The following is a 14,476-nucleotide window of genomic DNA, read 5'->3' as shown; positions in this document are numbered from 1 at the left end:
CTCGAAAGTCGGCTTTTATTTATTAATGCTTTTCAGATTTTGCTGCATCTTCAGCTTTCATTTGAGCTTCGATGTCAGAAATTGTGTAGGCACCATTCAAAGAGTTATCTGCCATTGGGCCAGTCTTCTTAGGTTCCATATGGTTGTACTTAGCCATACCAGTACCGGCAGGAATAAGCTTACCAATAATAACATTTTCCTTAAGTCCAAGAAGTGGATCATTCTTACCTCTGATTGATGCATCAGTAAGAACTCTCGTTGTTTCCTGGAAGGAAGCGGCTGACAAGAAACTGTTTGTTTCAAGAGAAGCCTTTGTAATACCAAGAAGAACAGGACGTCCAGTAGCAGGGACTCCACCATTGAACAATGTTTCACGGTTATGGTCAGTAAATTGTGAAATATCCATTAATTGACCAGGCAAGACATCTGTATCACCAGGATCAAGAATACGAATCTTTCTAAGCATTTGTCTAATCATAACCTCAAAGTGCTTATCAGAAATATCAACACCTTGCATACGGTAAACCTTTTGGATTTCAGCAAGCAAGTAGTTTTCTGTATGAAGCACATTTGTAACTTTAATTAATTCCTTAGGATCGATTGAACCAGTTGTTAACTTACCACCACGTTTTACATAGTCGCCTTCGGCAACTGCAACACTTGATGTGTAAGGAACATCGTAAGATCTAGTATCAATGTCACCTTCAACAGTAATTTCCTTAGTGTGTTCTGCTGGGTTTTCATCGATTGATGTAACAGTACCATCAACTTCAGAGATAACGGCAAGACCTTTTGGATTTCTAGCTTCAACAATTTCTTGAACACGAGGAAGTCCTTGAGTAATATCATCGCCACCAGCAACACCACCGGTATGGAAGTTTCTCATTGTCAATTGTGTACCTGGTTCACCGATTGATTGAGCAGCAACAGTACCAACTGCTTCACCAATTTCAACTTCTTCACCAGTAGCAAGGTTACGACCGTAACATTTCTTACATACACCATGTTTTGTATCACATGTGAATGCTGAACGAATTGTAACGTGAGTAACACCAGCGTCAACAACCTTTTGAGCAATATCTTCATCCATCAAGACACCACGAGGTACTAGTACATCGCCTGTCTTAGGATCTTTAACTGTCTTTTGTGTATAACGACCAACAAGTCTGTCATACAATGGTTCAATCATATCTGTACCTTCCATGATTGCACTAACAACAAGACCACGGTCAGTACCACAATCTTCTTCACGGACAATAACATCTTGAGCAACATCAACTAGACGACGTGTCAAGTAACCTGAGTTAGCAGTCTTCAAGGCTGTATCGGTCATACCTTTACGAGCACCGTGGGTTGACATGAACATTTCCAAAACTGTTAATCCTTCACGGAAGTTAGAAATAACAGGGATTTCCATCATACCACCATCAGGGGCAGCCATAAGTCCACGCATACCGGCAAGTTGAGTAAAGTTTGAGATGTTACCACGAGCACCGGAATCAGACATCATTGAGATAGGGTTTGTAGGATCAAATGAGTCAATCAACAATTGTTGGATTTCATCTTTTGTATCGTTCCAAACTGTAATAACACGATCGTGTCGTTCGTCATCAGTGATAAGTCCACGACGGAATTGCTTAGAAATTGAAGCAACTTGTTTGTGAGCTTTTTCAATGATTTCAGGCTTTTGAGTTAGGTTAGGAACATCAGTAACACCAACTGTTAATCCAGATAATGTACAGATTGTGTAACCTAATTCTTTCATATCATCAAGTAATGATGATGTTCTTTGAACACGGTAAATCTTGAAGATTTGAGCGATGATATCTGAAAGATAACCACTCTTCAATGGGTCGATTAGATCCATTTCATCAAGGCGTTGGTGAATATCCTCACCTTTACCTAAGAAGTACTTGTCAGGAACACCATTAGTTAAGTTTTCATCAGTTGGTTCATTTAAGTATGGAAAATCTTCTGGAAGAATTTGGTTAAAGATTACTTTACCAACACTAGTAATCATAACCTTATCTCTTTGTTCATCCTTAAATGGCTTATTAGGCATTGAGTCAACTGCGATACCAATTCTTGTGTGATAGTGAACATCACCATTTAATAAAGCAGTTTGAACTTCATTAGCATCCTTGAAAATCTTACCTTCACCAGTCATATGTCTTGTTTCAATTGTTAGATAGTAGTTACCTAAAACAACATCCTGTGATGGAGTAACGATAGGTTTACCATCTTTAGGAGCAAGAATATGGTGAGCGGCAAGCATCAACATACGAGCTTCAGCTTGAGCTTCGTCAGATAGTGGCACGTGAATAGCCATTTGGTCACCATCAAAATCGGCATTATAAGCTTCACAAGCTAGTGGGTGCAAACGAATTGACTTACCGTCAACCAATACAGGTTCAAAGGCTTGGATACCAAGTCTGTGAAGTGTAGGGGCACGGTTAAGAAGTACTGGACGTTCCTTAATAACATCTTCTAGTACATCCCAAATGTCATCATCTTGTCTGTCGATCTTTCTTCTAGCATTCTTGACGTTAGAAGCAATTTCTCTTTTAACAAGTTCGTGCATAACGAATGGTTTGAACAATTCCAAAGCCATTTCACGTGGAAGTCCACATTGATAGAACTTCAATGTAGGTCCAACATCGATAACTGAACGACCTGAGTAGTCAACACGTTTACCAAGTAAGTTTTGACGGAAACGTCCTTGCTTACCTTTAAGCATATGTGAAAGTGACTTCAATGGACGGTTACCAGGTCCTGTAACAGGACGGCCACGACGACCATTATCGATCAAGGCATCAACAGCTTCTTGAAGCATTCTCTTTTCGTTTTGAACAATGATATTAGGAGCATGTAAATCCAACAATCTCTTCAAACGGTTATTACGGTTAATAACACGACGGTACAAATCGTTCAAATCAGAAGTAGCGAAACGGCCACCTTCAAGTTGAACCATTGGACGAAGATCTGGTGGGATAACAGGAATTGCTTCCATTACCATCCAAGCAGGTTGATTACCTGATTTTTGGAAGGCACTCAAAATATCCAATCTTCTAATAGCACGAGTACGTTTTTGTCCTTGTGCACTCTTTAATTTTTCACGTAAATCTTTAACTTCAGCATCCATATCGACTTGGTTAAGAAGATCACGGATACCTTCGGCACCCATCTTAGCAACGAACTTGTTGCCAAATTCTTCTCTCTTTTGACGATATTCTGTTTCAGTCAATAATTGTTTCTTCTCTAGGTCTGTGTCACCAGGATCAATAACTACATATGATGCAAAGTAGATTACTTCTTCCAAGTTTCTTGGACTCATGTCCAAAACAAGTCCCATACGTGATGGGATACCCTTGAAGTACCAGATGTGTGATACTGGGGCAGCTAATTCGATATGAGCCATGCGCTCACGACGAACCTTTGAACGAGTAACTTCAACACCACAGCGGTCACAAACAATACCCTTATAACGAATACGTTTGTACTTACCACAGGCACATTCCCAGTCTTTAGTTGGTCCGAAAATTCTTTCATCGAATAGACCATCTTTTTCTGGTTTCAAAGTACGGTAGTTGATAGTTTCTGGTTTTTTAACTTCTCCATAAGACCAACTACGAATCTTATCCGGAGATGCTAAACCAATTTGCATACTTTCGAATTTATTAACGTCTATCAAAAGGTAACCTCCCTAAAGTTTTAACTAGTTTTCTGATTTTGTACTAGTTTCAGCTGAATCTTTTGATGCTTCCAATTTCTTGGCTTCTTCTTCAGCACGTTTTTGTTCTTGTTGTTTAGCAAACTTAGATAGAGCATCGATGCTGACTGTGTCTTCATCGTCGTCCATATCTCTAAGCTCGATTTCTTTCTTATGTGAATCTAGCACTTTCATATCAAGTCCTAGAGCTTGTAGTTCTTTGACAAGAACACGGAATGATTCAGGAACACCTGGTTTAGGAATGCTCTCACCCTTAACAATGGCCTCATAAGTCTTAACACGTCCAACAATATCATCAGACTTGTATGTCAAGATTTCTTGTAGAGTATATGCGGCACCATAAGCTTCAAGAGCCCAAACTTCCATTTCACCAAATCTCTGACCACCAAATTGTGCTTTACCACCAAGTGGTTGTTGAGTAACTAGTGAGTAAGGTCCAATTGAACGAGCGTGCAATTTATCATCAACCATGTGAGCTAGTTTCAAGTAGTACATGACACCAACAGCAACACGGTTCTTAAATGGTTCACCAGTACGTCCATCATAAAGGATAGACTTACCATCTGAATCCATATCAGCTTCTTTAACGATATCCCAAAGTTCATCATTACTTACACCATCGAAAACAGGTGTTGCAACGTGGATACCAAGTTTTCTAGCAGCCATACCTAAGTGAAGATCAAGAACTTGTCCGATATTCATACGTGATGGAACACCCATTGGGTTCAATAGGATATCTACTGGAGTACCATCTGGCATGTAAGGCATATCTTCTTCAGGTACAACGATTGAAACAGTACCTTTATTACCGTGACGACCAGACATCTTATCACCAACTTGAATCTTACGCTTTTGAGCAATGTAAACACGAACTAGCATGTTAACACCAGGATCAAGTTCGTCGCCGGCTTCACGAGTGAAGACCTTAACATCTTGGATAATTCCGCCACCACCATGTGGTACACGAAGTGAAGTATCACGAACTTCACGAGCTTTTTCACCGAAGATTGCGTGAAGTAATCTTTCTTCAGCTGATAATTCTGTAACACCCTTAGGTGTAACTTTACCAACTAAGATATCGCCATCACGAACTTCAGCACCAATACGGATAATTCCGAATTCGTCAAGATCCTTCAATGAATCTTCACCAACATTAGGAATTTCACGTGTGATCTCTTCAGGTCCAAGTTTTGTATCACGTGCTTCTGATTCATATTCTTCAATGTGAATTGAAGTATAAGCATCTTCACGCACTAATTTTTCTGAAAGAACGATCGCATCTTCATAGTTATACATATTCCATGTCATAAAGGCGATAAGTGGGTTTTGACCAAGAGCTAATTCACCATTTTCCATGGCAGGACCATCGGCAATGATTTCACCCTTCTTAACCTTTTCATCCTTGTGGACGATAGGTCTTTGGTTGTAACTCTTACCGTTATTTGAACGACGGAATTTTGTAACTTTATAATCATCAGTTGTGCCATCTTCATCACGTTTAATAGTGATCTTCTTAGCATCAACATATTCAACAACACCATCATTATTAGCCAATAATGCAGCACCAGAATCATGAGCAGCAATATATTCCATACTTGTACCAACTAATGGAGCGTGTGGATTAATCAATGGAACAGCTTGACGTTGCATGTTAGCACCCATCAAGGCACGGTTGGAATCATCATTTTCCAAGAAAGGAATACATGCAGTAGCTACAGAAACTACTTGCTTAGGAGAAACATCCATGTAATCGACTTTTTCTGGAGTTGTTTCAATATTATCATCTTTGTGACGAGCCAAGATTACTTGATCAGCAAATGAACCATCATCGTTCAACTTAGTATTAGCTTGAGCAACAACGTAATTATCTTCTTCGTCAGCAGTTAAGTAATCAATCTTATCAGTAACCTTGTGTGTACCCCATGAAACACGACGGTATGGAGTTTCAATGAAACCATACTTGTTGATGATGGCGTATGAAGCCAAGTTATTAATAAGTCCGATATTAGGTCCTTCAGGAGTTTCGATAGGACACATACGACCATAGTGAGTGTAGTGAACATCACGAACTTCATATCCGGCACGATCACGAGTCAAACCACCAGGTCCAAGGGCTGATAGACGACGCTTGTGTTCTAGTTCTCCAAGAGGATTAGTTTGATCCATGAATTGTGACAATTGTGATGAACCAAAGAATTCCTTAATTGAAGCAACAACTGGTCTAATATTAATCAATTGTTGAGGTGTAACAGTAGCTGAATCTTGAATTGACATTCTTTCACGTACAACACGTTCCATACGTGACAAACCAATACGGAATTGGTTCTGAAGCAATTCACCAACTGAACGAATACGACGGTTACCCAAGTGATCAATATCATCTGTGACACCGATGTCTTCTTTCAAGTTTAAGAAGTAGTTAATACCAGCCAAAATATCAGCAGGTGTAATTGTACGGTTTTCTTCAGGGATATGACCGTTACCAATAATATTAACAACTTTTTCATTGTCAGCTTCTGAATAAATCTTGATGATTTGAACATTGATTGGGTCCGTTAGGACACCTTCATCTGAAGGTTGAAGAGTAACAGTCTTGAAATCATCTCTTTCAAGATATGGACTCAATTTCTTCATTGCATCACGATCAAGCAAGGTATCTTTTGCTAAAACAACTTCACCTGTATCAGGATCAGCCAATGTTTCGGCTAAAGTCTTGTTCAAAAGTCTTGTCTTAAGGTTTAACTTCTTATTGATCTTGTAACGACCAACAGGTGCTAAATCATATCTACGTGGGTCAAAGAATCTAGCATATAGTAATGAACGAGAACTATCTGCAGTCTTTGGTTCACCAGGACGGAGTCTTTCATAGATATCTTTCAAAGCTTCTTCAACACGTGAGTCTTCAGGAACTTTGTGAACATCCTTTTCAAGAGTTAAGTTCAAAGTATCGTTGTCGCCAAAAATATCAAGAATATCTGAATCTTCACCAAAGCCAAGTGCTCTGATCAATTCAGAAATAGGTAATTTTCTAGTTCTATCGATTCTTACATAACCTAGACCCTTAGCATCTGTTTCAAATTCTAGCCATGCACCACGGTTAGGGATAACAGTTGTACCGTAGTTTTCACGACCATTTTTATCTGTGTCTTGGTTATAATAAATACCAGGAGAACGTACTAATTGGGAAACAATAACACGTTCAGCACCATTGATGATGAATGTTCCTTCATCAGTCATGAGTGGGAAGTCACCAAAGAAAACATCTTGAGTCTTGATTTCACCAGTTTCATGATTTGTCAACTTCAATGTTACGTGTAATGGTGCTGAGTAGTTAGCATCATGTTGTCTTGCTTCTTCAACAGTATATTTTGGTTCTAGTAACTTGTAGCCAACGTATTCCAATGAAAGATTTCCAGCAAAATCATCAATTGGCATAATATCGTCAAACATATCTTTTAGTCCTTCATCTAAGAACCAGTTATAAGAATTTGTTTGGATGTCAATTAAATTTGGCAGTGGAAGTACTTCCTTGATCTTTGCATAACTACGACGAACACGGTGTGCACCATAATTAACGTTATGATAAGTCAAATTTTTCACCTCAACATATAATTTGTTCAAATGCAGATCTCAAATATTACAATTTGATTACATTTTGCTTGAAAACGGTTTTATAAGTCGTTTTTGGGCAAAAAAAAACCAAAAATAGAATCAAAAAATCTATTTTTGCGTTTTTTATTTAGCAAAATCACGGACAATAGATCGCGATCTGCAATTTGAACTTTGAATCTCAAAAATGATAATACTCTCATGCACTCTTCTTGTCAATAGTCAAGTGACATTTTAAAACATTTTAATGAGTCAAACTTTTTTTAGTTTCAGGTCTGTCAACAGTAACTGTCAACTTCCCCTTCTTAGATCCAACCTTGATTGAATCTCCTGCTTTAACTTTACCCATTAAGAGTTGTTCACTGACAGGATCTTCAATTTCTCTTTGAATAGTTCTTCTCATTGGACGAGCACCATATTCAGGATTGTAACCATCTTTAACTAAGTCGTTATAAGCAGTTGGGGAAATAACTAATTTAATTTCTCTTTCTGCCAAACGTTTTCTCAAGTTGTTACTCATAATCTTAGCAATTGACTTGAGTTGTTCCTTATTAAGTGATTTGAAGACAATTGTTTCATCAACACGGTTCAAGAATTCTGGACGGAAGAATTTCTTCAATTCAGTATCAATTCTTTGTTCCATTTCCTTGTAATCGTTATGAACATCTTTTGCACCAAAACCAACGGACTTATCTTCTTCCAGAGCTCTGGCACCTAAGTTAGATGTCATAATAATAATCGTATTTCTGAAATCAACTTTGCGACCCTTAGCATCAGTTAAGATACCATCGTCTAATACTTGTAATAACAAGTTGAAGACATCAGGGTGAGCTTTTTCAACTTCATCCAAAAGGACAACTGAATAAGGTTCATTTCTAACTTTTTCAGTTAGTTGACCACCTTCATCAAAGCCTACATATCCTGGAGCTGAACCAATCAACTTAGAAGTACTGTATTGTTCCATGTATTCAGACATATCAACACGAATCAAATTGTCCTCTGAACCAAACATGACTTCAGCAATTGACTTAGCAAGTTCAGTCTTACCAACACCAGTAGGTCCTAAGAACATAAATGAACCAATTGGTCTGTCTGGATCTTTCATACCGCTTCTAGCACGACGGATAGCACGTGAAACAGCATTGATAGCACTATTTTGTCCAATAACACGTTTGTGCAATTCCTTTTCCAAGTTAAGTAGCTTTTCACTTTCTTTACGAGTAATCTGCTTAACTGGAACGCCAGTCCATTGAGCGATAACTTCAGCAATGTCATCAGGACCAACGACTGGCTTCTTGCTGTCTTGTGTCTTCTTATCTTTTAGCTTAGCAATTTCAGTTTGAACGTCTTGTTCTTCTTCACGAATTTTTGCAGCTTTTTCAAAATCTTGGTTCAAAATAGCATTGTTCTTATCATTTAGAAGACTCATTGATTTATTAGTCAATTCTTCTAATTTATTATTTTTAGAAACATTGTGGATTCTAACTTTAGCTGAAGCTTCATCCATTAAATCAATTGCCTTATCTGGCAAGAAACGATTTGTTAAATAACGAGTTGAAAGACGTACTGCTGCTTCAACAGCTTCATCAGAAATCGTTAATCCATGATGTTGCTCATAGCGTGGACGCAAGCCTTCCAAAATTTTAACTGAATCTTTAGCAGTTGGTTCTTCAACATATACTTTGGCAAAACGACGTTCCAAAGCTGTATCTTTTTCAATATACTTTTGATATTCATTTGAAGTAGTTGCACCAATCAATTGCAATTCACCACGGGCCAAGGCTGGCTTCAAAATATTTGAAGCATCAATAGCACCTTCAGCGCCACCGGCACCAATTAAGGTATGTAACTCATCAATAAATAAGATGACATGTTTATCTTGATAAATTTCTTCGATAATCTTCTTGAGACGATCTTCAAATTCACCACGATACTTAGTACCAGCTACCAATGAACCCATATCAAGCATCATGATACGTTTGTTTTGCATATCAAGTGGAACGTCTTTTTTAATAATTGAAATTGCTAGACCTTCAGCAATGGCTGTTTTACCAACCCCAGGTTCACCAACCAAAACTGGATTATTCTTAGTTCTACGACTGAGAATTTGAATAGTTCTTTCAACTTCTTCTTTACGCCCAATAACTGGATCAATCTGGTTGTCAGCAGCCATTTTTGTCAAATCTCGAGCTAAGGAATCAAGTGTTGGAGTGCCCCCATTGCCTTGGGCTTGTTGTTTCTTTTGTTTATTTAAATTTGAAGCAAAACCTCTACGAGCTGCCTTGTTAGACATCCCCATTTTGCTTAGAAGCAATGACTTAGTTTTTGCCAAACTGAGCCCTAAATTAACTAAAATACGATTTGCTAAATTATCGGCGTCATCAAGAATTGCCAACAATACATGTTCGGTACCGATACGGTTAGCCTTGTAAACATTTGAGACTTCTTCCGCATCACTTAAAATCAATTGTCCCTTAGGGGAGTAAGGTAAATAAATTCCTTTAGCAGTATTAGATGAGACATCTCCATAACCTGTCAGATGTTCAATCTCCTCTTCAACATCTCGATCACTAACAGCTAGATCTCTCAAAGTAATACCGGCGATACCATCATTTTCCATTGTTAAACCAAGTAAGATGTGCTCAGTTCCAACGGCATTGTGGTGAAATGTCTTAGCTTGCTCTTGAGCTAAAACAAGTGCATTCTTGGCGCTTTCGGTAAATACTTTGTCCATTAACGTTACCTCTACTTTTTAAGTGTCTGTTTAGAAAGTATAATTGTGTTTTAAAAAAAAGCAATTAATTTAACTTATAACAGCAATTATTCATTAATTGCTTTCACTTAGAATCCTAACACATTCCACAAATTAATATACTTAAATCAGATTGCCAATCTGAACAATTACAATTTTTCAAACTATTTTACTAGAGAACGAAAAAAGGCAATCAATTCTACATTAGAATTAATTACCCTTATTAACTTATCAAAAATTGATAAACAATTTTTCTCTAAGCGGAAGACGGGATTCGAACCCGCGACCCCCACCATGGCAAGGTGATGTTCTACCACTGAACTACTTCCGCATTATGTAAATGCCGACTAGAGGATTCGAACCTCCGACCCCCTGTTTACAAGACAGATGCTCTGCCAACTGAGCTAAGTCGGCATAATGCCAAACAACATTTAACATAATACACAATAATCAAATCTTTTGCAAGATAATTATTGATACGGGTGAAAGGACTTGAACCTTCATGTCCAAAGGACACTAGAACCTAAATCTAGCGCGTCTGCCAATTCCGCCACACCCGCAAAAACTTTTAAAACCATTAAGCTTGATGCTTAATGGAGGATACAGGGATCGAACCTGTGACCTCCTGCTTGTAAGGCAGATGCTCTCCCAGCTGAGCTAATCCTCCATAGTGTTTCTTGCCGAAACAACTTTATAATTATACCTATTGTACTTAAAAATTGTCAACAATTAATTTACCGATTTTTACAAAAAGGACAAAATATCTTTAATTCCTTATTCCATATGACTTTTTGCTCAAGAAAAATAGGACCAGCAACCACTTTAACGATTGCTAGTCCTATTATTTATTTACTATTATTCTTCATCATTATTTGTATTATCTTCTGGTCTCATCGTTGGGAACAAGATGACATCACGAATTGATGGTGCATCTGTCAACAACATTACCAAACGATCAATTCCAATACCGAGTCCACCTGTTGGTGGCATACCGTATTCAAGAGCTTCAACAAAGTCGTCATCGATATGTTCAGCTTCATCATTACCCTCTTCACGTTCCTTAGCTTGGGCTTCAAAACGTTGTTTTTGATCGATTGGATCATTTAATTCAGTGAAGGCATTTCCATATTCATGACCAAGAATATAAACTTCAAAACGGTCAGTGAAATTAGGATTGTCTTTACTCTTCTTAGCCAATGGTGAAACTTCCAATGGATATTCATAAACAAAAGTTGGTTCCTTAAGAGTATCTTCAACGAACTCTTCAAAGAATTCAGCGATAATGTGACCAACGCCCCAGAATTCTTCATAGTGAACACCTTTGTCATCAGCTAATTTGCGAGCTTGTTCTAAGTCCATATCTTGGCTGAAATCGATGCCAGTTTGTTCTTTAATAGCATCAACCATCTTGATACGCTTGAAAGGCTTGCTTAAGTCAATATCTTCACCTTGATAAGTGAATTGCTCTGTTCCTAAAGCTTTATCAGCAGCGTGTCTGAAAAGTCCTTCAACTTCCTTCATAACATCTGTCATATCCCAGTAAGCAGCATATGTTTCAAGTGATGTATATTCAGGGTTGTGTTGTGTATCCAAACCTTCATTACGAAAAGCTCTTCCGATTTCATAAACACGTTCAAAACCACCAACGATCAATCTCTTTAATGGCAATTCCAAAGCGATACGAAGATACATTTGCATATCCAAAGCATTGTGATGAGTGATAAATGGACGGGCACTAGCACCACCGGCTTGAGTATTCAAAACAGGGGTCTCAACTGACATGAAACCTTCACCATCCAAATATTCACGAACAGCTGAAATAATCTTAGTACGTTTCTTGAAACGGTCAAAACTGTCTTGGTTAGCAATTAAGTCCAAATATCTTTGACGATAAATTTGTTCAACATTTGTTAAACCATGGAACTTATCAGGCAATGGACGCAATGCCTTAGCTAACATTGTTACATGAGTAGCCTTAACAGTTAGTTCACCCATATCAGTTTTCATGATTTCACCATGGATACCTAGGTGATCGCCAATGTCGGCACGTTTGAAGATATGGTAATTTTCTTCGCCAACGACATCTTTACGGACATAAATTTGAATCTTGCCGCTTCTATCGCGCAAGTCAGCAAAACCAACTTTACCCTTACCACGTTTGGACATCATACGACCTGCGATAACGCAAGGCAAGTCTTGTTCTTCAAGAACTTCCTTATCTTCATCGCCATATTTATCATGAATCTCTTGAGCCAAGGCTGTACGTTCAAATCGTGAACCGAATGGATCGACACCTTCGTCATAGAGTTCTTGAAGTTTATCGCGTCTGACCCGTAATTGGTCATTCATGACTCTCTTCTTCTTTATATCTTCTTTTGTTGGTTGCTTTTTCTTATTTTCGTTACTCAAAATTTTTCCCCCTGTCTACGAAATTTTTGAGGATCTCGCTTCTCGTTTTTCGTAACTTTCAACAAATTGATCTAACGTTTCAAACACTTCAGCCATAGAATTTTCATCCATCACTTTTGCACGTGTTCTAACTGCATGGGGAATTCCCTTTAGATAATATGCTGCTTGTTGACGAAATTCTGGAACACCAACATGCTCACCTTTTAAGTCTACCAGACGTTGGAGTTGAAGTTTAGCAATATTAATTTTTTCTGCCACACTTAATTCAGGTAGAATTTCTCCTGTCTCTAGATAATGGTTCATTTGCTTGAGTTTCCAAACATTGCCTAAGACAGCTCTTCCTACCATAACAGCATCTGTACCAACGTCAGTCAGCATAGTTTTAGCATCTTGAGGCGTTTTAACATCACCATTACCTATAAAAGGAACGTCTAGTCGTTGTGCAACTGTATGTAAAATATCCCAGTCAGCGTGACCAGTATACATTGCAGCTTTAGTACGGCCATGCATTGCAATCGCACTTGCACCACCCTCTTGAGCTGCCAAAGCATTTTCAGTTGCCAAAATATGGTCATCATCCCAACCGGTTCGCATTTTAACCGTTAAAGGTTTCTCAATTGCTGAACTGACAGCCTTAACTGCATCGTACAGTTTGTCTGGATCTCTTAACCAGCTGGAACCAGCTCCAGTCTTTGTGACCTTTTTGACAGGACAGCCCATATTGATGTCGATAATATCAGCACCAGTATTTTGATCTACGTATTGAGCCGCTTGAACTAATGATTCTTTAGTGCCACCAAAAATCTGAATACTAACCGGATGCTCTTTAGGATCGACGAACAACATTCCTAAAGTCTTATCATTTCGGTATTTGATTCCTTGTCCACTAATCATCTCACAGACGACCAAACCTGCTCCAAACTCCTTTGCTGTAACTCGAAAGGCGGAATTAGTTATGCCGGCCATAGGTGCAACGACTAATTGATTTTTAATCGTTACATTGCCTATTTTCCATTCCATAGTGTTTACCTCTGATTTTTTCAATTACAACTTGCAATAATAACAAACTATCTATCAGCATGGCAAATATGATTAGTCTTTTGTATCAATAATTTCTTTCAAATCATTTTCGCTAAACTCATATTTATTGCCACAGAACTTGCAAACAGCCTCTGCACCATGATTTTCATCAATCATTGATTGTAATTCTTTTGTATTTAAAGTAGCTAATGATTTAGAAAATCTTTCCTTTGAACAATCACATTTGAATTGAATTGGCATATCTTGGAGATATTTCATATCGACGCCATGCATCACTTTTTCCATAACATCTTTATTACTTAAGCCTTCATTTAACAATGTTGAAAGATTAGGAATAGTTTTTAAATTATCTTCAATTTGTGTAATATCTTTATCCGTTGCTCCTGGTAAAGTTTGAACTAGGAAACCTCCAGCAGCTCCAACTGTCTCGTTGGGATTTACGAAAACAGATACTCCAATAGCAGATGGAATTTGTTCTGACTTAGCCATATAGTAGGCAAAATCCATTCCAATTTCACCCGAAACTAACGGAACTTGCCCTGTAAATGGTTCTTTCAGGTGTAAATCCTTGGTGATGCTTAAAGTACCATTAGTACCAACAGCAGATGCAACATCAATATGTCCATCTTCTTTTGCCTTTAAACTGACATGAGGATTAGAAATGTATCCTTTAACGTTTCCTTGAGCAGTAGCATCAACAACAATACTACCAACTGGTCCATCGCCTTGAACTCGAGTCGTTAAAACTTCATCTTCCTTTAAAGTTGAAGTAGCAATTAAAACCGAGCCAATCATCGTTCTACCTAAGGCAGCACTAGAGTTTCTCCAAGTATCATGTCTTTTTTGAGCTTCTTGAACAGTTTCTGTTGCATTAACAACGTAAGCTCTAAATTTACCGTTAGTAGACACTGCTTTCGTTAATGTGTCTGTCATAT

The 14,476-nt window shown here is 38.1% G+C and carries 6 protein-coding genes and 4 tRNA genes; all 10 read right to left on the bottom strand.

Annotated features, from left to right (window positions below; genetic code table 11):
- Nucleotides 1-22 precede the first annotated feature (22 nt).
- The 10 genes from rpoC to hslO all read right to left on the bottom strand — a co-directional run bounded on the left by rpoC (nt 23) and on the right by hslO (nt 14,474).
- On the bottom strand, nt 23-3,691 hold the full coding sequence (gene rpoC, locus FHL05_RS02340) for a DNA-directed RNA polymerase subunit beta' (RefSeq protein WP_153386699.1): 3,669 nt from the start codon (nt 3,689-3,691) through the stop codon (nt 23-25).
- Nucleotides 3,692-3,715: 24 nt separating this feature from the next.
- On the bottom strand, nt 3,716-7,321 hold the full coding sequence (gene rpoB, locus FHL05_RS02335) for a DNA-directed RNA polymerase subunit beta (RefSeq protein WP_153521949.1): 3,606 nt from the start codon (nt 7,319-7,321) through the stop codon (nt 3,716-3,718).
- A 262-nt stretch (nt 7,322-7,583) separates the two neighbouring features.
- A complete protein-coding gene (locus tag FHL05_RS02330; RefSeq protein ID WP_153386697.1) occupies nt 7,584-10,073 on the bottom strand; it encodes an ATP-dependent Clp protease ATP-binding subunit in 2,490 nt (829 codons plus the stop codon).
- A gap of 277 nt (nt 10,074-10,350) precedes the next feature.
- Nucleotides 10,351-10,422: transfer RNA gene (locus FHL05_RS02325), tRNA-Gly, on the bottom strand.
- Between the two features lie 10 nt (nt 10,423-10,432).
- Nucleotides 10,433-10,505, bottom strand: a tRNA-Thr gene (locus FHL05_RS02320).
- A 63-nt stretch (nt 10,506-10,568) separates the two neighbouring features.
- A tRNA-Leu gene (locus tag FHL05_RS02315) sits at nt 10,569-10,651 on the bottom strand.
- 34 nt (nt 10,652-10,685) lie between these two features.
- Nucleotides 10,686-10,758 (bottom strand) — tRNA-Val (locus tag FHL05_RS02310).
- A gap of 188 nt (nt 10,759-10,946) precedes the next feature.
- Nucleotides 10,947-12,440, bottom strand: coding sequence for a lysine--tRNA ligase (gene lysS / locus FHL05_RS02305; RefSeq protein ID WP_153385583.1), 1,494 nt, complete (start codon nt 12,438-12,440; stop codon nt 10,947-10,949).
- Nucleotides 12,441-12,515: 75 nt separating this feature from the next.
- The gene (gene dusB, locus FHL05_RS02300) at nt 12,516-13,520 is read right to left on the bottom strand and encodes a tRNA dihydrouridine synthase DusB (protein ID WP_153385514.1); all 1,005 of its coding nucleotides are present in this window, start codon (nt 13,518-13,520) and stop codon (nt 12,516-12,518) included.
- Nucleotides 13,521-13,592: 72 nt separating this feature from the next.
- Complete coding sequence (gene hslO / locus FHL05_RS02295; protein WP_153385515.1) at nt 13,593-14,474, bottom strand: Hsp33 family molecular chaperone HslO; 882 nt, start codon at nt 14,472-14,474, stop codon at nt 13,593-13,595.
- Nucleotides 14,475-14,476 lie beyond the last annotated feature (2 nt).

The sequence above is a fragment of the Companilactobacillus halodurans genome (assembly GCF_009600995.1).
Classification (GTDB): domain Bacteria; phylum Bacillota; class Bacilli; order Lactobacillales; family Lactobacillaceae; genus Companilactobacillus; species Companilactobacillus halodurans.
This window is presented reverse-complemented; position numbering and strand designations above follow the sequence as displayed.

Excerpts from the sequence above, each read along its gene's own strand:
- FHL05_RS02330 (WP_153386697.1), bottom strand. The coding sequence starts at position 10,073 with ATGGACAAAGTATTTACCGAAAGCGCCAAGAATGCACTTGTTTTAGCT.
- lysS (WP_153385583.1), bottom strand. The coding sequence starts at position 12,440 with ATGAATGACCAATTACGGGTCAGACGCGATAAACTTCAAGAACTCTAT.
- dusB (WP_153385514.1), bottom strand. The coding sequence starts at position 13,520 with ATGGAATGGAAAATAGGCAATGTAACGATTAAAAATCAATTAGTCGTT.
- hslO (WP_153385515.1), bottom strand. The coding sequence starts at position 14,474 with ATGACAGACACATTAACGAAAGCAGTGTCTACTAACGGTAAATTTAGA.